Origin of the sequence: Mesorhizobium sp. M0778, from assembly GCF_040320105.1 — a bacterium.
GTDB lineage: Bacteria > Pseudomonadota > Alphaproteobacteria > Rhizobiales > Rhizobiaceae > Mesorhizobium.
Window position 1 is genome coordinate 75,970 of sequence record NZ_JAMYPA010000003.1, and the last position, 20,123, is coordinate 96,092.

Annotated in this window: 22 protein-coding genes; 12 read left to right on the top strand and 10 right to left on the bottom strand. The window is 62.4% G+C overall.

Annotated elements, in window-relative coordinates:
- Nucleotides 1–98: 98 nt before the first annotated feature.
- Complete coding sequence (locus NKI22_RS05965; protein WP_352484106.1) at nt 99–1,664, top strand: hypothetical protein; 1,566 nt, start codon at nt 99–101, stop codon at nt 1,662–1,664.
- Nucleotides 1,665–1,787: 123 nt separating this feature from the next.
- Here NKI22_RS05965 and NKI22_RS05970 read toward each other — a convergent pair whose 3' ends face one another.
- From NKI22_RS05970 to NKI22_RS05990, 5 genes are read right to left on the bottom strand one after another with little or no spacing between them, the layout of a single operon-like run.
- Nucleotides 1,788–2,969, bottom strand: coding sequence for a M20 aminoacylase family protein (locus NKI22_RS05970; protein WP_023716783.1), 1,182 nt, complete (start codon nt 2,967–2,969; stop codon nt 1,788–1,790).
- 42 nt (nt 2,970–3,011) lie between these two features.
- Nucleotides 3,012–3,785, bottom strand: coding sequence for an amino acid ABC transporter ATP-binding protein (locus tag NKI22_RS05975; RefSeq protein ID WP_023716782.1), 774 nt, complete (start codon nt 3,783–3,785; stop codon nt 3,012–3,014).
- Nucleotides 3,772–4,692 (bottom strand): amino acid ABC transporter permease, encoded by a 921-nt coding sequence (locus NKI22_RS05980; protein WP_023716781.1) that lies wholly within the window; start codon nt 4,690–4,692, stop codon nt 3,772–3,774. The genes NKI22_RS05975 and NKI22_RS05980 overlap by 14 nt, the downstream gene beginning before the upstream one ends.
- Before the next feature lie 8 nt (nt 4,693–4,700).
- Nucleotides 4,701–5,570: an ABC transporter substrate-binding protein gene (locus NKI22_RS05985; RefSeq protein ID WP_031193332.1), complete on the bottom strand. Its 870-nt coding sequence runs from the start codon at nt 5,568–5,570 to the stop codon at nt 4,701–4,703.
- 33 nt (nt 5,571–5,603) lie between these two features.
- The gene (locus NKI22_RS05990) at nt 5,604–6,593 is read right to left on the bottom strand and encodes a substrate-binding domain-containing protein (RefSeq protein ID WP_031193330.1); all 990 of its coding nucleotides are present in this window, start codon (nt 6,591–6,593) and stop codon (nt 5,604–5,606) included.
- Nucleotides 6,594–6,701: 108 nt separating this feature from the next.
- On the opposite strand from NKI22_RS05990, the gene NKI22_RS05995 reads away from it, so the two are divergent.
- Nucleotides 6,702–8,039, top strand: coding sequence for an aminotransferase-like domain-containing protein (locus NKI22_RS05995; RefSeq protein ID WP_023716779.1), 1,338 nt, complete (start codon nt 6,702–6,704; stop codon nt 8,037–8,039).
- 27 nt (nt 8,040–8,066) lie between these two features.
- Here the strand turns inward: NKI22_RS05995 and NKI22_RS06000 are convergent, their stop codons facing one another.
- Nucleotides 8,067–9,425, bottom strand: coding sequence for a trimethylamine monooxygenase (locus NKI22_RS06000; RefSeq protein WP_023716778.1), 1,359 nt, complete (start codon nt 9,423–9,425; stop codon nt 8,067–8,069).
- 260 nt (nt 9,426–9,685) lie between these two features.
- On the opposite strand from NKI22_RS06000, the gene NKI22_RS06005 reads away from it, so the two are divergent.
- Both NKI22_RS06005 and NKI22_RS06010 read left to right on the top strand, forming a co-directional pair.
- The gene (locus NKI22_RS06005; RefSeq protein ID WP_023716777.1) at nt 9,686–10,402 is read left to right on the top strand and encodes a helix-turn-helix domain-containing protein; all 717 of its coding nucleotides are present in this window, start codon (nt 9,686–9,688) and stop codon (nt 10,400–10,402) included.
- Nucleotides 10,403–10,558: 156 nt separating this feature from the next.
- Nucleotides 10,559–10,930, top strand: a complete 372-nt coding sequence (locus NKI22_RS06010; protein ID WP_023716776.1) for an endonuclease domain-containing protein — start codon at nt 10,559–10,561, stop codon at nt 10,928–10,930.
- Between the two features lie 135 nt (nt 10,931–11,065).
- Here the strand turns inward: NKI22_RS06010 and NKI22_RS06015 are convergent, their stop codons facing one another.
- Genes NKI22_RS06015 through NKI22_RS06030 form a run of 4 tightly spaced genes read right to left on the bottom strand, consistent with a single transcriptional unit; the run spans nt 11,066 to nt 14,822 of the window.
- A complete protein-coding gene (locus NKI22_RS06015; protein ID WP_023716775.1) occupies nt 11,066–12,106 on the bottom strand; it encodes a heme-dependent oxidative N-demethylase family protein in 1,041 nt (346 codons plus the stop codon).
- A 9-nt stretch (nt 12,107–12,115) separates the two neighbouring features.
- The gene (locus NKI22_RS06020) at nt 12,116–13,081 is read right to left on the bottom strand and encodes a PDR/VanB family oxidoreductase (RefSeq protein WP_023716774.1); all 966 of its coding nucleotides are present in this window, start codon (nt 13,079–13,081) and stop codon (nt 12,116–12,118) included.
- A complete protein-coding gene (locus NKI22_RS06025) occupies nt 13,078–13,674 on the bottom strand; it encodes a dimethylamine monooxygenase subunit DmmA family protein (protein WP_023716773.1) in 597 nt (198 codons plus the stop codon). Before NKI22_RS06025 ends, NKI22_RS06020 begins: the two co-directional genes overlap by 4 nt.
- 14 nt (nt 13,675–13,688) lie before the next feature.
- Nucleotides 13,689–14,822, bottom strand: a complete 1,134-nt coding sequence (locus tag NKI22_RS06030; RefSeq protein WP_023716772.1) for an aminomethyl transferase family protein — start codon at nt 14,820–14,822, stop codon at nt 13,689–13,691.
- A gap of 248 nt (nt 14,823–15,070) precedes the next feature.
- On the opposite strand from NKI22_RS06030, the gene NKI22_RS06035 reads away from it, so the two are divergent.
- From NKI22_RS06035 to NKI22_RS06070, 8 genes are all read left to right on the top strand, one after another.
- A complete protein-coding gene (locus NKI22_RS06035; protein ID WP_023716771.1) occupies nt 15,071–15,358 on the top strand; it encodes a hypothetical protein in 288 nt (95 codons plus the stop codon).
- An 11-nt stretch (nt 15,359–15,369) separates the two neighbouring features.
- On the top strand, nt 15,370–15,747 hold the full coding sequence (locus tag NKI22_RS06040; RefSeq protein WP_023716770.1) for a hypothetical protein: 378 nt from the start codon (nt 15,370–15,372) through the stop codon (nt 15,745–15,747).
- A gap of 16 nt (nt 15,748–15,763) precedes the next feature.
- Nucleotides 15,764–15,925, top strand: a complete 162-nt coding sequence (locus NKI22_RS06045; protein WP_023716769.1) for a hypothetical protein — start codon at nt 15,764–15,766, stop codon at nt 15,923–15,925.
- Nucleotides 15,926–15,940: 15 nt separating this feature from the next.
- Nucleotides 15,941–17,341, top strand: coding sequence for an APC family permease (locus tag NKI22_RS06050; RefSeq protein WP_031193329.1), 1,401 nt, complete (start codon nt 15,941–15,943; stop codon nt 17,339–17,341).
- A 102-nt stretch (nt 17,342–17,443) separates the two neighbouring features.
- Entirely contained in the window at nt 17,444–18,073 is a 630-nt protein-coding gene (locus NKI22_RS06055) for a hypothetical protein (protein WP_051409557.1), read from the top strand.
- Nucleotides 18,070–18,390, top strand: coding sequence for a hypothetical protein (locus NKI22_RS06060; protein WP_031193328.1), 321 nt, complete (start codon nt 18,070–18,072; stop codon nt 18,388–18,390). Before NKI22_RS06055 ends, NKI22_RS06060 begins: the two co-directional genes overlap by 4 nt.
- Before the next feature lie 95 nt (nt 18,391–18,485).
- Entirely contained in the window at nt 18,486–19,379 is an 894-nt protein-coding gene (locus tag NKI22_RS06065; protein WP_023716765.1) for a class II glutamine amidotransferase, read from the top strand.
- Nucleotides 19,380–19,383: 4 nt separating this feature from the next.
- On the top strand, nt 19,384–20,118 hold the full coding sequence (locus NKI22_RS06070; RefSeq protein ID WP_023716764.1) for a GltB/FmdC/FwdC-like GXGXG domain-containing protein: 735 nt from the start codon (nt 19,384–19,386) through the stop codon (nt 20,116–20,118).
- Nucleotides 20,119–20,123: the final 5 nt, after the last annotated feature.

A 20,123-nucleotide genomic window follows, 5' to 3' on the forward strand; every position in this document is an offset into this window, starting at 1 on the left:
CCTACGCCTAACGACATAGCCCTTCGGGATTATTGCTCGCTCTTGGCTCACATCGTACGGCTGTGATGGGACGGGTAGGCTCAACAGGAGAGCGGATAATGTCTAAACGCGTTCCCTTTACTACCGGTGATCTAGCAGATCATCAGTGGGGTATCGATGACGCCCTCACAGGCGATCCAAACACGAATATCTTGACCGGCGACGCCGGCGGCAGCCTGCTCGATTTCTCGAGAGGCGGCAACGATACCTTTACGGAAACCGCACCGTCGACCTACACCTTCTACGGTGACGCGGCTCGGAGCTTGTTCAATTTTGCTCGGGGCGGTGACGACACCTTCACCACGGGGCTTTCGTCCACCACGACGACTGCCTATGGTGACGCGGGCGACGATATGTCGGACCACAGCAAGGGCGGCAACGATACCTTCAACAGTGGATTGGCAAGGCAGGTAGTCGATACCTTCTATGGTGACGCCGGCGGCAACATGCTCGGCCATGCTCATGGGGGTGACGACACTTTCCTGACCCAAACCAAACAAGGAGCCGACCACACCTTCTACGGTGATGCAGGCGGCGAGATGTCCGATCGCAGCAAGGGCGGCAACGACACCTTCGAGGGCTCGAAAGAAGCCAATAACATTTTCTACGGTGACGCCGGCAGCAACATGTCCGGCAATGCGCGGGGCGGCGACGATAGCTTCACGGGCAAGAGCGATTCATTCAACACTTTCTACGGCGATGCCGGCGGCGACATGTCGGACGACAGTAGGGGTGGCAACGATACCTTTACGGGCCGCTCCTTTTCCACCAACACTTTCTTCGGCGACGCCGGCGGCAACATGTCTGGCCATGCTCTGGGCGGCGACGACTATTACACAGACACGTTTGGGGATCTCGGGAGCAAAACTCTCTATGGCGATGCGGGCGGCGATCTTTCCGGTTTTGCCACGGGCGGCAACGACACCTTCACGAGCGTGGGTGGGTCCCGGGTAACGTTCTACGGTGACGCGGGCGGCAGTATGTTCGACCATGCGCTTGGGGGCGATGACGTGGCCGTGCTGCAAGGCACCGCCCATAATGTGGGGTATGGCGACGCCGTGACGATGCTCGGCAACGCTGTGGGCGGCAATGACACCCTGACCGGCGGGGACAAGAGCGCCTTTCCTGACGTTCTAAACGAGTTGTCCGGCGACGCGCGCGCTATGTCCGGCTCCGCCCAGGGCGGCAATGACATTCTTACCGGGGGCCAGAACAGCGAAAGCGGCCAAGTTCGCAACTTCCTGTGCGGCGACGCTCTGCAAATGTCCGGTTCGGCTCAGGGCGGCAACGATGTCCTGTACGCAGGGAGCGCGGCACCTGGCTGCACGGTCATCAATGACATGTGGGGGGATGGACAACTGAGCGAGTTGGCTCAGGGCGGCGCAGACCAATTCATATTCAAGGACGATGGTTCAATGACGGTCGGAACCCAAAACACCATCTACGACTTCAGCCAGACCCAAGGCGACACTATCGTGTTTAGTGGCGTGGAGGGCGTGCAATCGTTCGATGATCTCACAATTGCGCAAAGTGGAACCGACACCATTATTACCGCGGGAGTCGATCAAGTTACTCTCGCAAACTTTGCGAGCCCGCTGACAACGAGTGACTTTTTGTTCGTCTGAAAGTGAAACCTTACCTGTTCGAAGTAGCTGGAATGCGGTGAGAGTTCGTTGAAGATGGTCGCGCGGCCGGTCGCCCCAATTCTGCTCGACCGGCCGATCGGCGATCCCAGCCGCAAGTATGGATCAAGCGGCCAGGAATCTCTCGGTCAATCGAGCCCAGAGCGCTGCGCCAACGGTCAAATTGCCGTCGTTGAAATCATATTTCGAGCTGTGAAGGATGGCTGAATCCTCGCCGTTGCCGAGGCGGAGGAAGCAACCGGGTTTGTGCTCGAGGAAATAGGAAAAGTCTTCGCTGCCGGGGATCAACGGGCAGACGGCCACCTTGTCGTGACCAACGAGTTCAACAGCGACGTCTGTCGCAAAGGACGTCTCGCTCTCGGAATTGACCACCACCGGGTAGCCGCGCTCGTAGTCGATCTCGACGGTTGCGCCATGCGCCTGCGCCACAAGTGCTGCGATACTGCGAATACGCTGCTCGAGCCTATCGCGAATCTCGACCGAGAAGGAGCGGACGCTGAGCGTGATCTCGGCCTGTTCGGGGATGACGTTGGAGGCCGTGCCGCCGTGAATGGTGCCGACGGTGACGACAGCCGTCTCGATCGGGTTGACGTTGCGCGACACCACCGTCTGGAGGGTCATGATGATGTTGGCGGCAGCGACGATCGGGTCGACCGTCAGGTGCGGACGCGAGGCGTGGCCGCCACGCCCGGCGATCTTGATGGTGACGGTATCGCTCGCTGCCATCAGCGGCCCCGCGCGCATCAGGAAGGAACCCGCCGGCGCGCCCGGATGGTTGTGCAGCCCGAAAATCGCATCGCAGGGAAAGCGCTCGAACAGGCCGTCGGCGATCATCGCCTGCGCCCCGCTTCCTTTGCCGGCTTCCTCGGCCGGCTGGAAGATGAGGTTCACCGTGCCGTTGAAATGGCGCGTGCGCGCCAGGTATTCGGCCGCGCCGAGCAGCATCGTGGTGTGGCCGTCATGGCCGCAGGCGTGCATCTTGCCGCTGGCTTGGCTGGCATAAGGGAGATTGGTCGCTTCGGTGATCGGCAAGGCGTCCATGTCGGCGCGGATGGCAATGCTGCGGCCGCTGCCTTGGCGCAAGCGGCCGACGACCCCGAGCCCGCCGACATTGCGTGTCACCTCATAGCCCCAGCTTTCGAGCCGTTCGGCAACGTATGCACCCGTTTCGTGCTCCTGGAAGGAAAGCTCGGGATGCGCGTGCAGGTGCTGGCGAGCCGCAGCAAGCTCGGCGGCCTTGTCGGCGAAGTCGGAAACATCGGCGAACTGGTTGGAGGTCTTTGGCATGAGGGGTCCTTTGCCGAGCACGTAATGGCGCCGGCTTTTCTGTCAGATGAAACGGCTTAAAAAGGCCCGCGTGCGCGGGTGCCTGGGTTTGGCGAGAACCTCGTCCGGAGGCCCGGCCTCGATCACATTGCCGTCGTCCATGAACACCACCCGATCCGCCGCTTCGCGGGCGAAGCCGATCTCATGCGTGACCACGATCATGGTCAAGCCCTGCCTGGCAAGATCGCGCATGGTGGCGAGCACCTCGCCGACCAACTCCGGATCGAGCGCCGACGTCGGCTCGTCGAAGAGCATCAATTTCGGGCGGATGGCGAGCGCACGGGCGATGGCGACGCGCTGCTGCTGGCCGCCTGAAAGCTGGCGCGGATAGGCGTCGATCTTGTCGGCGAGACCGACACGGGTCAGCAGTTCGCGGGCGTAGCCGATCGCTTCCTTGCGGTTCTCCCGGTGAACGCCGACCGGAGCCTCGATGACGTTCTGAAGGGTCGTCATGTGTGGATAGAGATTGAACTGCTGGAACACCATGCCGATCTTGCGCCGCTGCGCCGCGATCGCCCGATCGGAGAGCTTGTCGAGACGGTCGTCGTGCAACCGGTAGCCGATCTGCTCGCCGTCCACCTCGATCGCCCCTTGGTCGATCGCCTCGAGATGATTGATGCATCGCAGGAAGGTCGACTTTCCGGAGCCGGACGGTCCGAGAACGACCACCACCTCGCCAGGCGCGACGTCCAGGTCGATGCCCTTCAGCACCTCGAGCGGGCCGAAGGCCTTGTGAACGTTGCGCGCCCGGACCAAGGGCGTGTCATGCGCGCTCATTGGCGGCCTCCAGGGTGGCGGTCGCCGTCTTCTCGCGGGCGCCGCGGTCGCCGCGGCTGTAATGGCGTTCGATCGCGCCCTGCGCGACATTGAGAACCGAGATGATCAGCAGGTACCAGAGCACCGCAACCATCAGCAGCGGAATGATTTCGAAGGTGCGGTTGTAGATCGACTGCACGGAGTACAGCAGGTCGGCCATGGCGATGACGCTGACCAGCGACGTCGCCTTGATCATGCTGATCAGCTGATTGCCGGTCGGCGGCACGATCGAGCGCATCGCCTGCGGGATGATGATGCGCCGCAGGGCCCGCGCGCGGGTCATGCCGAAGGCTTCAGCCGTTTCGGCCTGCCCCTTGTCCACCGACAGCAGCCCACCACGAATGATCTCTGCCATATAGGCGGCCTCATTCAGCGCCAGACCGAGGATAGCCGCCGTCAAAGGCGTGATCAGGTCGTTGGTGTTCCAACTGGCGAAACCGATGGAAATGCGCGGAAACAGCGTCGAAAGATTGTACCACAGGATGAGCTGCACCAGCAGCGGCGTTCCCCGGAAGAACCAGATGAACAGTCCGGATAGAAAAGATGCCAGCCTGTCTTTCGACATGCGCGCGATGGCGAGCAGCAGGCCGAGCACGATACCCAGGATCATCGCCACGACCGTCAGGCCGAGCGTTACGGAAAGCCCCTGCATGACCGTCGGATCGAAGAAATACTGGGCGACGACTGGCCAACCGAAATTCGGGTTGACCGCGACGATATAGGCGAAGCCGGCCGCCACGGCGACGGTGAACGCCCAGAGCGCCAGCCGGACAAGCGGAAACGGCCGGTGGGCTCGCTTGACATCGCGCAGAGCGTCGTCGGGACGTCGCGGCACCTCGGACGCGTAGGCAGCGGTCGCGTCGGTCATGGCAGCCTCTACTGTCCCTGGTTGATGCCGGGCGCGTCGATCATGTTCTTCTCGAGACCCCACTTCTTCATCACCGCGGCGTAGGTGCCGTTCTTCATCAGGATCTTGAACGCGTCGAGTAGTACACCGCCCAGCGGCGAGCCCTTCTTGACGACGGCGCCTTGATAGATGTCCTTGAAGCCATTGGCCTGGCCGACACCTGAAAGTTCCAGTTGGCCCTTCGCCTGCTCGACGAAATAGGTCAGTGGCGCCTGCGAGGAGAAGAATGCGTCGGAGCGCTTCGACCGGACGGCCAGTATCGAGCTCGGCTGGTCGGTGAAGGATTGCACCTCGACGGCCGGCTTGCCGCCCTCGGTGCATTTCTGCGCCTGCTGCTTGATGACCTTTTCGGCTGAGCCACCCGACATCACGGCGATGCGCTTGCCGCACGCCGTGTCGAGCGAGGTGATGCCTTGCGGATTGCCCTTCTCGACGGAAAAGACGACGTATTCGCGCACCCAATCGATGAAGTCGTTGGATTTCTGGCGGTCGGGATAGTCGCCGACAGGTCCCATCGCGAACTGATAACGGCCGGCATTGATGCCGCTCAGCAAGGCCGGCAAGCCGGCGACCGAGGCGTGATCGACTTCGACACCGAGCAGCTGGCCGATGGCGTCGGAAATGTCCCTGGTTGCCCCGGTCAGTTCGGTGCCGGTGACGATCTCATAGGGCGGGAACGAGCCGTTGTTGACGGCCGTGATCTTTCCCGCCGTGCGGATCTCTTCCGGCAGCCGGGCCCGCAAATCTTCGTTCACCGATTGCTTCTGGATATCCTGGGCGAAGCTGGCCTGCGCCAGAATGGTGACGAGCGAGGCGAATATGAAGCTGATTGTCCTCATGGCATTCTCCTTCGTGTTCTTCGTTGCGCGTTGTCAGGCTGCGGTGGCCCGCGACCTGGCGTCGAAAGGAAACAAGGCTTCGGCGGAAATCGGTTCCGTCAGAATGCCCTGGGCATGTAGCTCGGTGACGAAATCCTCGATCATGCGCCGGTTGGCGGGCAGGCCGCTGGCGTTCCAGGAGGCAGGCAGGTCGCGCCCCGCATGAAGCAGCTCCTCGAGGATCCAGGGCGAGGTATCGGCATATTTTCGGCGCTTGCCCGTCCAGACGCGCTGGCTTTCGTCGATCAGCCTGGCGAGTTCCTGCGGCAGCCAGGGGTGCTCCCTGGCCAGGACGGCCTTGACGGCGACCAGATGCATGCCCGGGACATAACCGACGTCGGCGAAATAGGCGCGTTCGGCCGCGCGAAAATCGCGCAGCACTTGCCGGAAGCCGGAAGCCGGGCCGAAAAAGCCGTCCGGCATGAAGGGTGTGAAAACGGCGTCGAGCTCGCCTTGCGCCAGCAGCTCCATCATCGGGCGCTCGCCTGGCGCTGCTTCGATGCGACCCGGCCTGCCGAATCCGTCGAGGCGGTCGGCGACCGGGTGCTCGGATGTCAGCCTGCCGGCAAACCAGTAGGCGTCCTCGACGCCGACACCTTCGCGGCGAAGTGCCGCCCGCGTCCATGTGTTGCCGGAATCGCGCCAGCCGGTGACGCCGATGCGTTTGCCGGCAAGGTCGGAGAGCCGTACCAGCGGACTGTCACTGACCGTGATGATGCAGCGGTGGCGAAAGCCGCGCATGATGAAACACGGTATTCCAACCACCGTATCCCGGCCCGACGCCATGGCCGACACATAACGGCTGAACGAGACCTCCGCCGCATCGTAGTTCGGATCCGTGCAGAGATCCGGGATCAGCGTGGCGACACGGTCGACCTTCACCGACAGGCGGCTCGAAGTGACGTCACCCAGGACCAAGGGAGTGAGGTAGTCCCAATCGCGGGTGGCTATGGTGATGGAGACGGGCGTGGTGGAGGCGGGCATCGGCATGAACTTCAAAGCTATGTTTGACCGGCGATTGGTAAATGTTTATTTTTGGCCGATCAAATGTTATTATGTTACTGAACATTCACACTGACAGTCGTTGATTCGATGGATTTCGATGCAGGATGGTTCGCTGAACGCCTCGGTGACCGCACGACGCGCGGCATCGCGCGCGAGACCAGCGCGCTGATCAGAAGCGGCGCGCTGCCTGTCGGCGCAAAGCTTCCGCCGGTGCGCGATCTTGCCTATGTGCTCGGCGTCAGCCCGGCGACGGTCTCGCAGGCGTGGAGCGAGCTGCGGCGCTACAAGATCATCGGCGGCCGCGGGCGCAACGGCACCTGGATCATGGGCAACCGCTTTGCCGCCCGGCCCGAGCGCCACATGAGCGGCGGCAATTACGGTGCGGACATTCTGAACCTGGCGATCGCGGAGCCCGATGTGAAGCTCTTGCCGCCGCTCGACATCGCGCTGGCGCATGGCGCGCGCGCCGAAAAGCTCAACAGCTACGACCGGGTGCGCATCCTGCCCGAGCTGGAGGCCGCGGTGCGCCCGTCATGGCCGTACGATCCCGGCGCGTTCCTGGCCACCAATGGCGGTTACAACGCCATCTACACCTTGCTGCATGCGCTGGTCCCGACGGGGGCGCCTGTGGCCATCGAGAATCCGACGGCGCTTCGCCTGCTCGACATCCTCGAAGATCTCGACGTGCCGATCATCCCGGTCGACTGCGACAGTGACGGCCCCTTGCCCGACGCGCTCGCCAACGCTCTGCGGCAGCGGCCGGTCGCGTTCCTATTCCAGCCGCGCGTCCATTCGGTGACCGGCGCCTGCATGTCGTCGGCGCGGCTGGAAGTCATCGGCGACCTGCTCGCCGGCACCGACGTGCTGATTGTCGAAGATGACGGCGTTGGCGATATTGCCGATGCGCCGGGCATTTCGCTTGGCCGGCGTTTTCCCGATCGCGTCGTCCACATCCTGTCCTATTCCAAGACCCATGGCCCGGACCTGCGGCTCGCCGTGCTGTCCGGATCGGCGACGATCGTCGAACAGATCCAGTCCTATCGCAGCTTCAGCTCGGGATGGACCAGCCGTATCCTGCAGGCGGCCACCGCCTGGCTGCTGCAAGACCCGGCCACGGCTGTCTTGGTCGAGCAGGCGAAGGAAGTGTACCGCCGCCGTCGCGAACGGCTCGCCGGCGAACTGGCGAAACGCAATGTCGGGATCGACGCCGGACACGGTCTCAGCGTCCTCATTCCGGTTGCTTCGGAACCTTACGCAATGGTCACGCTGGCTGCCCACGGCATCGCGGTCCATGCCGGGGCCAAGTTTTCGACCGGGAAGACCAGTGCCGTGCGCGTCGCGACCAGCATCTTGAGCGAGGAGCACCTCGAGCACGTCGCAAATTCCCTGGCGCTGGCGGCCGACCCGGCGCGGGACGTTGTCTGAGGCAAGGCAATCGTCGTTCGGACTTGCCTACTCCGCCGCCACGCCCTTCACCTCGAGATAGCTCTCCATCGAATCGTCCATCGCCTGCAGCCAGGGCGTGTGATGCAGCGGCGCCATCGTGCCGGTCATCAGCGAGCGATAGGAATGGTCGCGGAAGCCCATGATGTCTTCCGCCTTGTGGTGCTCCCACTCCATGAAGGTCTGATTGACAGCCTCGACATCGAAGCCGGGATAGTCGGTCTGCTCCATCAACTCCCTGGTGTAGTCGCCCTGGAACCAGATCATCTGCTCGGCGTCTTCCAGCGTTTCCTCGCGTGCCCGCCACTTTTTGCCGTGCTCGGCCATCGCATCGGCCGAGGGCAGTTTGATGCGGCCCATGATGACGTCGCGGGCGAACCAGGCCTGCGCGTCGAACATGTTGAAGGTGTAGAACTGGTCCTGCATGCCGATATAGGACAGCTTCAGGTTTTTCTCCCAGACGACGCCCTCGTAGAGCCCGTCCGGCCACATGCGGTTGGCGGTCTTCAGCTTCAGATCTTCGGTCAGGAACGGGAAGGAGTGGAGATAGCCGGTGCACAGGATGATGGCGTCAACGTCTTTGGTGCTGCCGTCCTTGAAATGCGCGGTCTTGCCGACGACCTTCTGCAGCAGCGGCACTTCCTTCCAGTTCTCCGGCCATCTGAAGCCCATCGGCTTCGAGCGGTAGCTGGAGGTGATCGATCTGGCGCCGTATTTGTAGCATTGCGAGCCGATGTCCTCGGCCGAATAGGAGCGGCCGATGATCAAAATGTCCTTGCCCTTGAATTCCATCGCGTCGCGGAAGTCATGGCTGTGCAGGATACGGCCGTTGAAGGTCGAAAAGCCCTCGAAATAAGGAACGTTGGGCACGGAGAAATGCCCCGAAGCGACGACGACATTGTCGAACTCTTCCGAGTAGGTGACGTCGTTGGTGCGGTCATGCGCGGTGACGGTGAACTTCTTCGTCGCATCGGAAAAGGTGACCATGCGCACCGGGCTGTTGAAGCGCACCCATTGGCGCACGCCGGATTTTTCGACACGGCCCTTGATGTAGTCCCACAGCACGGCGCGAGGCGGATAGGAGCCGATCGGCCGGCCGAAATGCTCCTCGAACGTATAGTCGGCGAATTCGAGGCATTCCTTCGGGCCGTTCGACCAGAGATAGCGGTACATCGAGCCGTGCACCGGGTCGCCGTGCTCGTCGAGGCCGGTGCGCCAGGTGTAGTTCCACAGGCCGCCCCAGTCGGACTGCTTTTCGAAGCAGACGATCTCGGGAATGTCGGCGCCGTTGTCGGCGGCCGACTTGAAGGCCCTGAGCTGGGCCATGCCGGACGGCCCGGCTCCGATGACGGCAACACGATCTTTCATTTCGGGCCTCCCGATCTCATTTCTCTAACGAAACAAATTTCACTGACAGGACAGTAATTACCCCTTCGATGCTGTCAACAGGCCTTGTCGCGAAACCCTCGTTTCACCACGCTGGATTTCCAAGCGACGCGGTAGCTCGGGCGAAATCCGGACATTGCGCAATTCGACACGGGTGGCTTGCCGTAAGAGTTGCGCTTCTGTATCGGCACCGAATATGTTCACCGTGAGTGAAATGAATCGGCAAGGTCCGGGGTGGCGAAATGGCGAAAAAAGCGACCAGTCTAAAGCCTGCGGCAGCCGCCGCGGGCAAAGCCAAGCCGTCGGTTGCTGTAATCGATCCGCGCAAGATGCGCGCGCCGCTCACCCAGAACCCGCACGCCATTCGCGACACTCGCGAAAAAGTGCTGGAGGTCGCGATCGGCCGCGAGGTGCGGGCATTCCGCAAGAAGCTCGGCATCACCGTCGCCGATCTGGCGGCCGCCACCGACATTTCGCTTGGCATGCTGTCGAAGATCGAGAACGGCATCACCTCGCCGTCGCTGACCACGTTGCAGGCGCTGTCGCGGGCACTCGGCGTTCCCGTCACCGCATTCTTCCGCCGCTTCGAGGAAGAGCGCAGCGCCGTCTTTGTCAAGGCCGGGGAAGGCCTTGACGTCGAGCGCCGCGGCACGCGCGCCGGCCACCAGTACAATCTGCTCGGCCATATCGGCTCCAACACCAGCGGCGTCGTCGTCGAACCCTATCTGATCACGCTGACCGAAGATTCCGACGTGTTTCCGACCTTCCAGCACGAAGGCATGGAGTTCCTGTATATGCTCGAAGGCGAAGTGGTTTACCGGCACGGCAGCAATCTCTACCCGATGAAGCCCGGCGACAGCCTATTCTTCGACGCCGACGCACCGCACGGACCGGAAGTGCTGACCGTTCTGCCGATGCGCTATTTGTCGATCATTTGCTACCCGCAGAGCGCGGGGTGAGCGGAGCTCGATCTCCCCTTGGTCGCCTCGTGAGGGAGATCGGCGGCTTCGCGACGGCTACTCTTTGCAGCATTGGGGATTGGCGAAGCCGAAGTGACATTCGATCTCCCCCCTTGAGGGGGAGATGTCCGGCAGGACAGAGGGGGGCGAACCGCGATGACGCATAATCTAGTATCCGCCAACAACCGCCGCAATGCGCGCAAGATGCGCAAGGTGATGACCGATGCCGAACTCAAGCTTTGGAATGAGATCAGGGCACACAGGTTGATGGGACTGGGATTTCGACGCCAGATGCCTATCGCCGGCCATGTCGTCGATTTTGCATGCCCGGACAAAAAGCTGATCGTCGAGCTTGATGGTTCCCAGCATGGCCAGGCCGAAACGTCGGAATCGGACGCTGCAAGAACCGCGAAGTTCGAAGCGCTGGGCTGGACGGTCCTGCGCTTCTGGAACGACGATGTCATTCGCGATATCGACAATGTCTGTCAGCATGTCGTGATCGTGGCTGGGCTGGGCGGCGCGTCGTGAGCTTCGCGGAGGCGCTGGGGTGGAGATTGGGCAAGGCCGGCGCTCCACGGCGCCCCCCTCTGCCCTGCCGGGCATCTCCCCCTCTAGGGGGGAGATTGGCTGCTTTAGGGCAGCGCCAACAGGGGCAAGAAAAACTCAATCCGGCCCAAACCCCGGCGACGTCGCACTGCCGTCATCCAACTTCGACAGCCATTCGACGAGCGTCGCGCGGTAGCGCGTCAGGCCCTTGTAGGTGGCGAGTTCCTCGGGCAGGTCGCGGATGACGCGGTGCAGGCGCCGTGCCCATTTCGGCTGCATCACCAGCTCGTCCATCTTGATCAGGTAACAGCGGATCGGGAACACGATCGCATTCGAGCGCGGCAGCCGCCAGAAGCTCTGCAGCTCGACGCGCAGATGAACCTTGTCGCCGACATTTTCCGGCGTCACCGTGGCGCGGTCCGGACCCCATTTGTGGTAATTTTCCGGGCTGGTATCGAGGCGCGGATTGATGGTCATCGTCCAGTTCAGCCGGCGCGCCGGCTTACCCTGCTGGATATTGGTGAGGAACTTCAGCGCCCGGACGAATATGCCCTTCTCATGCGCCAGCGGCACCGGCGCGTGCCATTCGAAGAAGTTCATGCCGATGTCGAAATCGAGCGACCAGTCGGCCTGGGTGGTGACCATGCCGGCATCCATCCACAGATTGCCGTCGCGCTGGTCGAGGATGCAGAAATCGCCCTGGCTCTGGCGGGTGATGTATTCCATCGGCCCATAGGGCAGCGTCGAGACGTCACCGAAGGTGAAGCTGTCGTCGATGCCGAGCGGCCGGTTGATCCAGCGCCAGCGGTCGCCGTCGCGGGCCAGGGTGAAATGCTCGGGATAGGCCAGCGCCTGCTGCTCCATCAAAAGCTCAAGCAGATCCCAGCCGGCCAGCGTCATGTGCGGCAGCGATTGGCAGCGCAGCGGATCCTCGGCCAGCACCAAAGCGCGGTCCTGCATCTCGGCGACATAGTGCTCGTCGACGTCGATCAAATTCTGCAGCACGCTGCCCTTCGGCCCGACGACATGCGGCTCGATGTTGACCGCATACATGTAGCTGTCTTCGTGGAACGGGAACGGGAACCGCCTGATGTGCTCGGGGCTGTTCCTGAAGGTGAAGTCGTCGCGAAAGGTTTCCTTGCGAAAGGTGATGCCCAAGCTCGCCTCCTATCTTTCCAGCACCAGCGACCGGCCCTCGAAGCGCGAGACGCAGGGCATGATCTTGCAGCCCGAACGGTGGTCTTCCTCGCTCAGCCAGTGGTCGTTGTGGATGAATTTACCGTCATGCGAAATGACGTTGGTCTCGCACTGGCCGCAGACGCCGCCGCGGCAGAGATAGGGCGGATCGACGCCGGCCGCCTCGATCGCCTCGAGCAGGCTCTGCTGCTCGTCGACACTGATGGTCTTGTCGCTGAGCGCCAGCGTCACGTCGAAGGGCGCGCCGGGCTGCGGGGCCGCGAAATGCTCGAAATGCACGGTCTCGGGAGGCCAGCCGAGGGCGGCGGCACGCTCGCGCACCCAGCCGATCATGCCGGACGGGCCGCAGACATAGAGGTGCGTGCCGAGTGGCTGCGACGACAACAGCCGGTCGAGATCGACGCGCTCGTCGCGGTCGTCGTGATAGAGCCTGACCCGGCGATCGTAGCGCTCCTTGAGCAGGTCGGCATAGGTGCCGAGCGAGGCGGTGCGGCAGGTGTAATGCAACTCGAAATTGCCGCCTTCCGCCGCCAGCTGCGCGGTCTGCGCCATGAACGGGGTGATGCCGATGCCGCCGGCCAGCATCAGATGCTTCCTGGCGCGCAGATCGAGCGAGAACAGGTTGACGGGATAGCTGACCACCATCTCGGTGCCGGGCCTGACCTGCCTGTGCATGAACAGCGAGCCGCCGCGGCCGGCGTCGTCGCGGCGAACCGAGATGGTGTATTCGCGGGTATCGAGCGGCGAGCCCATCAGCGAATAGGGATTGAGCCTGGTGCGTTCGCCATCGCGCATCTCGACGACGACATGGGCGCCGCCGGAAAAGGTCGGCAAGAGCTCGCCGTCGCGCCTGCGGAAGTGAAAGCGCGTCACCAACTCGTTGACCGGAACGACATCGCTGACGATGACGTCGAGCTTGGTGGTGCCGGTGCTCATCGAAAGACCTCCTCCGTCGGAGGAATTTCACTGCGGTCCTCGGCGTTGATGCAGACGCCCTGAAAGGCGGCGAGCCGCCGCGAATAGTGATCGCGCACCAGAAGCAGCAGGCCGCAATGCGAACAGGTCGCCGGCTGCGTCGTGACATTCTCGGTGATGCCCTTGCAGTGGACGCACTGCATGCGGCGCGCCAGCGAGCCGCGATGCTCGGTCTGGATCGAGGTGTGGTCGATGCCGGCTTCGAGCGCCGCCTGCATGGCCTGGCCGATCAGCCCTTCGGTGCCGGCAAGGTAGAGCCTGAGTCCCATATGCGCGTTTGCCAGCGTCTGCTTCAGCCGCGGCAAAGCGCTGGCAAAGGAATGGCCGAGGTAGAACTGCGCCGGCTTCAGCGCTTCGAGCACATCGGCATATTTGCTGTCGCGGCCGGGAATGAAAATGATGTGGGCGCCGCCGAAGAAATCCGCCGGTGCCTTGGCGGCCAGATCGGCAATGGCCAGCGCTCCCTCTGCATCCGCTATGAAAAGATGATGCTTGCCGGGCTGCGGAGACAGGGTCCCATAGACCGGCCGGCTGATGATGCTTTTCGCTGCCATACCCGCAGTATGCCTCAGCCTTTCGCCGTGCGCTTGGTCTTCTTCGGATCGTCGAACGGAAGCGGCTCGGCGGTTGCGCTGATGGCGCCGCTCTTGTTGCGGATCTCGAGCCTGGTGCCTTGTACCGCGCAGTCGACGTCGAGCCGGGCGATGCCCATCGATTTTTTGACCAGCGGCGAATACATGGCGCAGGTCACCACGCCGACTTTTTTGCCGTCGCGATAGACTGGCGCGCCCTCGTCGGCCGGCTCCTTGCCTTCGAGCAGCACGCCGAAGATCTTGAAGCGCTCCTTGCCCTTGAGGCGATAATGCTCCTCGGCGCCGCGAAAGCCTGTCTTGCCGGGGCTGACGGTGAAATCGAGGCCGAGCTCCCACAGCGTGTCGCCGGGGCCTTCGTTCTCGAACGGGTATTTCTGCGAATTGTCGTAGGGGTAAAACAGCAGGTAGCTCTCGACGCGCAGCATGTCGAGCGTGGTGAAGCGGCACGGGATGATGCCGGCGCTCTTGCCCTCGTCGAGGATCCTGTCCCAGATCGTGCCGGCGTCCTGGCCACGGCAGAAGATCTCGTAGCCGCGCTCGCCGGTGTAGCCAGTGCGCGAGATCATCACCGGCAAGCCGAACAGCTGCGTCTGCATGTGATGGAAATAGTTGAGGTCGCGAATGCCCGGCACATGCTTTGCCAGATAGTCGACGGCGGTCGGGCCTTGCAGCGAAAGGTCGTGCAGATTGTCATCGAAGCGCAGCGACACGTCACGACCGACCGAAGCGCGCTGCAGCTCTTCATGGCCGGTGCCCGAGCCATGCACCACCATCCAGGAATTCGGGCCGGTGCGGTAGAGGATGCAGTCGTCGGTGAACTTGCCGGCCTCGTTCAGCATGCAGGCATAGGCCGACTTGCCGGGATAGATCTTTTCGACGTCGCGCGTCGTCGCCAGGTCGATCAGGTGCGAGGCGTGCGGCCCGGTGATGTGGACCTTCTTCAAGCCGGACACGTCCATCAGGCCGGCCTTGGTGCGGATGGCGATATACTCTTCGTCGGCGTCCTTGTCGTAGGTCCACGCGGTGCCCATGCCGCTCCAGTCTTCGAGCTTCGAGCCGAGCGCGCGATGGCGGTCCGCAAGGGCCGAAAATCTCCAGGATGCCGTCATCCGCTGGTCCTCCGTTCGAAAAAACTTCTTGCTTTCCCCTGCTCCCTGGCGGGAGCGTTGCCCGAATATTGATCGCAAACGCCGAGAGCCTGCAATACCCGCAAGCAAATAATTTCATTGTCAGGCAAAATCCGGCTGGTCAAACAAACAGTTAACGTTGCGTAAAATCGTCTTGACAATTGCGGAGTTCGGCTTGAAGTTATGAAAAAAATTTCACTCTCTTGAAAGAGAGCGATGGAGGGGAACCGATGTCCGACATGCAGCAGCGCATTGAAGCCCTGTACCGTTCCGACCTTCGTGGATCGGTGCTCCTAATCGTCTGTCTGTGGGCGACGATCCTCTTCGTCCTCTTCATGACATGGCCGTACATCCCCGACGCAGGCATCAAGCTAGTCGTCGCGGTCGCTGCCGCCGCGGTGCTGATCTTCAACACGGCCGCCATCCTGGCGATGGTCAACCACTACAAGGAAGACAAGGACTTCATCTACGGCCTCGACATCAAGAATGCCGACGCTTACCGCAACCGCAAGTCCTGAGGGGGAGACGCATGGCCCGCTACACACCGCCCGAACAGAGCAAGGCCGGACAGGTTTTCGATATCGCCGTCGTCGTGGTCGCGATTTTTGTCGCGCTGTGGCTGCCGCTGAAACTGGGGCTGGCAGGGGCGGCAAAATCCATCGACGCGCTCGACGCCAAGACGTGGGAAGCGCTCGGCCAGAACCCGACCATGGCCTCGATCTGGGAAAAGCTCGGCTACACGCCGGAAACCGCGCACGACATCATCCAGAACCGGTTCCACTACATCATCGACTGGCCGACGCTGATCATCATGGCCGCAGTGCTGATCGGCTATTTCATCTTTCTGTTCCGCGCATCGGACCGCGAATACCGCGACGTCATCAACGAAAAATTCGACGACAAATAAACCGGGAAGCATCGTCATGTGGGTGGCACTATCTTACGCATGCTGGGGCATCTCGATCGTGCTCGCGCTGTGGATGCTCTACGACTGGTTCAAGATCGACACGACATTTTCCGAAGACGTGCTGACCTCGTCCAGGGAAGGCGAACTTGAAGCCGTGTCCGAAAAACACCGGATCTGAGTAGGGGATTGAACGATGACGGTCACGCTTGAACCGGCAGTGCAAGTGCAAGGCGACAGGGTTTCGCTGCTCAGGGTGCTCGGCCCCGCCCATGTCTGGGCACTCGGCGTCGGCATTGTTCTGGTCGGAGAATTCACCGGCTGGAATTTCGCGGCGGACAAGGGCGGCGCGCTGGCGGCGCTGATCGTCTGCTGGATCGTCGGCCTGCTCTACACCTCGGTCGCCATGATCGATTCCGAAGTCACCTCAACGGTTGCCGCCGCCGGCGGCCAATATGCGCAGGCAAAGCACATTGTCGGGCCGCTGATGGCCTTCAACGTCGCGCTGTTCCTGGTCTTTGCCTACACCATGCTCGAAGTGTCGGACGCTATCCTGCTCGGCGACACGATCGTCGCCAAGGCCGGCGTCGAAGGCCTCAACCACAATTCCTTCATCGCCGCGACCATCGTCGTGCTGGCATGGCTGAACTATCGCGGCGTGCTGATGACGCTCAACGTAAACTTCGTCATCACCGCCATCGCCTATGTCTCGATCGTCATCCTGTTCTTCTCGGTCAGCCCGTGGACGCAAGGCGCCGTGCTCAAGCTGAACGAGCTGGTCACCCCCGGCAACGCCCTGCCCTATGGCTGGATCGGCGTCATCGCCGCCTTCCAGTTCGGCATCTGGTACTATCTCGGCATCGAGGGCACCACGCAGGCCGCCGAGGAAGTTCGCTCGCCGGCGCGCTCGCTGCCTTACGGCACGATGGCCGGCATGATTACGCTTTTGATCGCCGCCGCCATGACCTGGTATGTCTGCGCCTCGCTGATGCCCTGGGAATATCTCGGCATCACCTATTATCCGCTCTGGGACGCAGGCAAGCTGACCGGCAGCCCGCTGCTGGAGAACCTGTTGTTCATCGCGACGCTGCTTGCTGCACTTGCTTCGGCCAATGGCTGCATCAACGACGCCGCGCGCGCCTGGTTCTCGCTTGGCCGCGACCGCTATCTGCCGACCTGGTTCTCGGCGGTGCATCCGAAATACCGCACGCCCTATCGCTCGATCCTGTTCCTGCTGCCGATCGCGCTGGCCTTTGCCTTCATCGCCGACCTCAACCAGGCGATCACCTTCTCGATCCTGTCGGGCGTGCTGCAATACACCTTCATGAGCATCAACATCATCATGTTCAGGAAGAAGTGGCCGCTCGGCTCGATCCGCCGCGGCTACACCCATCCCTTCCATCCGCTGCCGGCGATCGTGCTGTTCTGCCTTTGCGTGGTCACCTTCTTTGCGATCTTCCTCGGCTTCGGCTCGCAGCTGATCGCCATGGTCGCCTTCTACTTCCTGATCTCGCTATGGTTCCATTTCTACCGCTACAGATTCGTGCGCCGCGGTGCCCAGTTCACCATGCCGTGGCCGAAACCACAGGGGTACTGACAGGAGGGCGCGCCCTGTCTGGGCGGGCATTTGCGTGACGAGGTGCGTTAGGTGATCTCAGCATTGCTCGCCGGGGCGGTTGCCCTGGCTCTCGTCCTCCACATGACCTGGTTTGCGCGCGCCAACCGCAACAAGGCTTCGACCGCACTTGCCGCCGACGAAGCGGGACTTCGCGAAATCATTCCCGACGTGGCCAACGTCTCGGACGGCACCGCCGGCGTCGTCACCTTCGCCGGCTCGTGGAACGGCCGGCGGGTGCAGGTACGGACCATCGTTGACACGCTGGCGATCAGGAAGCTGCCAGCGCGCTGGCTGAGCGTTTCGATCAACGAAAAAGTCGCGGTGCCAGGCACTTTCGACATGATGATGCGGCCAGGATCGCCGACGACTTTTTCCAATTTCGATCATCTCGACCATACACTGCCGAAGGCGGCGGAATTTCCAGCCGAAGCGGTGCTGCGGAGCGACCGCAAGGGCGTGCGCTTCCCTGACGCCATTATCACCGACCACCTCGATGTCTTTGTCGAGGGGCGCGCCAAGGAATTGCTGATCACGCCGAACGGCGTGCGCATCGTCTGGCTGCTGGCCGAGGCCGAGCGGGCGCGCTATGGCGTGTTCCGGCAAGCCGAATTCGGCACGGTCAGGCTCGATCCGGCGCTGGTCGAGAGGCTGCTGTCGTCGGCGTCGGCACTGCGCGATGCCATCAATCAAAGCGAACGGCAAGCGGCATGAGCAGGCAGAGCACCACCTCCCCCGCGCCACCGAACCCGTATCTGGTTCTCGGCGCCGCGATCGTCTTGCCGGCGAGCGGGCATGTCGTGCTAGGTGTGCCGGTGCGCGGCCTGCAGTTCCTGTTTTTCATGGTGATCCTGGCCTGGGTCACCGCCAAGATCGCGCCGCCGGATGCCAGCTTCATCGGCCGGCATGCCGGCGGCTTCCTGATCTATGCCCTGTCGATCCTGGATGCCTACAAGATCGCCCGCGTCCGCCATGCCAAATGGGTTCACAATGGCGGCAAGCGCAGCGATAGTGCGGCCGGCAGCGCCTGAGCCGATATATAACGACAGGAAAATTTTTTTCATACTAATTGAATTCCCGGGACTCATTCGATACATCTCCAAGGGAACAAATCTCGGAGCCTGACATGTGCGGAATCGTCGGACTGTTTTTGAAGGACAAGTCGCTTGAGCCCCAGCTTGGCGCGATGCTGTCGGAGATGCTGATCTCGCTCAGCGATCGCGGTCCCGACAGCGCCGGCATCGCCATCTATGGCGCGTCTTCCAATGAAGCCAAGATCACCATCCAGTCGGCCAAGCCGGAGCGCGATTTCCGCGGCCTCGACGCCGACCTCGCCAAGGCGATCGGCGCGCCGGTGAGCTTGGCTGCGAAGTCGACGCATGCGGTGGTCAGGACGACGCCTGCCAAGATCGACGAAGCGCGCGAGGCGATCCAGGCGCTGCGCCCCGACATCCGCATCATGGGCGCCGGCGACGTCGTCGAGATCTACAAGGAAGTCGGCTTGCCGGAAGCGGTCGTCGATCGGTTCGGCGTCCGCGAGATGACCGGCACGCACGGCATCGGCCATACCCGCATGGCGACCGAATCGGCGGTGACGACGATGGGCGCGCATCCGTTCTCGACCGGCGCCGACCAGTGCCTGGTGCATAATGGCTCGCTGTCCAACCACAACAATGTCCGCCGCGAGCTGATCCGCGAAGGCATGACATTCGAGACCGAGAACGACACCGAAGTCGCGGCCGCCTATCTCTCCTCGCAGATGGCGCATGGCAAGAACCTCGGCGAGGCGCTGGAAGGCACGCTGAGCGACCTCGACGGCTTCTTCACCTTCGTCGTCGGCACCAAGAATGGCTTCGGCGTGGTGCGCGATCCGATCGCCTGCAAGCCCGCCGTGATGGCCGAAACCGACCAGTATGTCGCCTTCGGCTCGGAATATCGTGCGCTGACCAAACTGCCCGGCATAGACAATGCGAAGGTCTGGGAACCCGAGCCCGCAACCGTCTATTTCTGGGAGCATTGATCTTATGCCGGCAATTAACCTCTCCAAGGCCGCGCGCGAGCCGGGCCAGGCATCGAGGGTCTTCGACCTGGCCGAAATGTCGCTGCGCGAGCTCAACCAGGCGCTGCACGATCTGGCTCCCGGTTCGAACGAGACCGCCTGGGAGGTACTGCATCCGCGCGGCAGCCATTCGGTCGCCGTCGGCGTCGACCAGCCGGTCGCCATCGATGTCCGCGGCAGCGTCGGCTATTATTGCGGCGGCATGAACGACGGCGGCACCATCACCGTGCATGGTTCGGCCGGGCCCGGCGTAGGCGAAAACATGATGTCCGGCCAGATCGTCGTCAAAGGCGATGCCAGCCAGTATGCCGGCGCCACCGGCCGGGGCGGGCTGCTGGTCATCGAAGGCAATGCGTCGTCGCGCTGCGGAATCTCGATGAAAGGCATCGACATCGTCGTCCACGGCAATATCGGCCACATGTCGGCCTTCATGGCGCAATCCGGCAACCTCGTGGTGCTGGGCGATGCCGGCGATGCGCTCGGCGATTCCATCTACGAGGCGCGGCTCTTCGTGCGCGGCAAGGTCGAAAGCCTCGGCGCCGACTGCATCGCCAAGGAGATGCGGCCCGAACACCTGGAATTGCTGCAAAACCTGCTCGACCGTGCCGGCGTGACCGGCGTCAAGGCGGCGGAGTTCAAGCGCTACGGTTCGGCGCGCACGCTTTACAATTTCAATATCGACAACGCCGATGCGTATTGAGGCAG

Bases quoted from the DNA above. Each gene is read 5' to 3' on its own strand.
- NKI22_RS05965 (WP_352484106.1), top strand. From the start codon at position 99: ATGTCTAAACGCGTTCCCTTTACTACCGGTGATCTAGCAGATCATCAG.
- NKI22_RS05970 (WP_023716783.1), bottom strand. From the start codon at position 2,969: ATGCCAAAGACCTCCAACCAGTTCGCCGATGTTTCCGACTTCGCCGAC.
- NKI22_RS05975 (WP_023716782.1), bottom strand. From the start codon at position 3,785: ATGAGCGCGCATGACACGCCCTTGGTCCGGGCGCGCAACGTTCACAAG.
- NKI22_RS05980 (WP_023716781.1), bottom strand. From the start codon at position 4,692: ATGACCGACGCGACCGCTGCCTACGCGTCCGAGGTGCCGCGACGTCCC.
- NKI22_RS05985 (WP_031193332.1), bottom strand. From the start codon at position 5,570: ATGAGGACAATCAGCTTCATATTCGCCTCGCTCGTCACCATTCTGGCG.
- NKI22_RS05990 (WP_031193330.1), bottom strand. From the start codon at position 6,593: ATGCCCGCCTCCACCACGCCCGTCTCCATCACCATAGCCACCCGCGAT.
- NKI22_RS05995 (WP_023716779.1), top strand. From the start codon at position 6,702: ATGGATTTCGATGCAGGATGGTTCGCTGAACGCCTCGGTGACCGCACG.
- NKI22_RS06000 (WP_023716778.1), bottom strand. From the start codon at position 9,425: ATGAAAGATCGTGTTGCCGTCATCGGAGCCGGGCCGTCCGGCATGGCC.
- NKI22_RS06005 (WP_023716777.1), top strand. From the start codon at position 9,686: ATGGCGAAAAAAGCGACCAGTCTAAAGCCTGCGGCAGCCGCCGCGGGC.
- NKI22_RS06010 (WP_023716776.1), top strand. From the start codon at position 10,559: ATGACGCATAATCTAGTATCCGCCAACAACCGCCGCAATGCGCGCAAG.
- NKI22_RS06020 (WP_023716774.1), bottom strand. From the start codon at position 13,081: ATGAGCACCGGCACCACCAAGCTCGACGTCATCGTCAGCGATGTCGTT.
- NKI22_RS06025 (WP_023716773.1), bottom strand. From the start codon at position 13,674: ATGGCAGCGAAAAGCATCATCAGCCGGCCGGTCTATGGGACCCTGTCT.
- NKI22_RS06030 (WP_023716772.1), bottom strand. From the start codon at position 14,822: ATGACGGCATCCTGGAGATTTTCGGCCCTTGCGGACCGCCATCGCGCG.
- NKI22_RS06035 (WP_023716771.1), top strand. From the start codon at position 15,071: ATGTCCGACATGCAGCAGCGCATTGAAGCCCTGTACCGTTCCGACCTT.
- NKI22_RS06040 (WP_023716770.1), top strand. From the start codon at position 15,370: ATGGCCCGCTACACACCGCCCGAACAGAGCAAGGCCGGACAGGTTTTC.
- NKI22_RS06045 (WP_023716769.1), top strand. From the start codon at position 15,764: ATGTGGGTGGCACTATCTTACGCATGCTGGGGCATCTCGATCGTGCTC.
- NKI22_RS06050 (WP_031193329.1), top strand. From the start codon at position 15,941: ATGACGGTCACGCTTGAACCGGCAGTGCAAGTGCAAGGCGACAGGGTT.
- NKI22_RS06055 (WP_051409557.1), top strand. From the start codon at position 17,444: ATGACCTGGTTTGCGCGCGCCAACCGCAACAAGGCTTCGACCGCACTT.
- NKI22_RS06060 (WP_031193328.1), top strand. From the start codon at position 18,070: ATGAGCAGGCAGAGCACCACCTCCCCCGCGCCACCGAACCCGTATCTG.
- NKI22_RS06065 (WP_023716765.1), top strand. From the start codon at position 18,486: ATGTGCGGAATCGTCGGACTGTTTTTGAAGGACAAGTCGCTTGAGCCC.
- NKI22_RS06070 (WP_023716764.1), top strand. From the start codon at position 19,384: ATGCCGGCAATTAACCTCTCCAAGGCCGCGCGCGAGCCGGGCCAGGCA.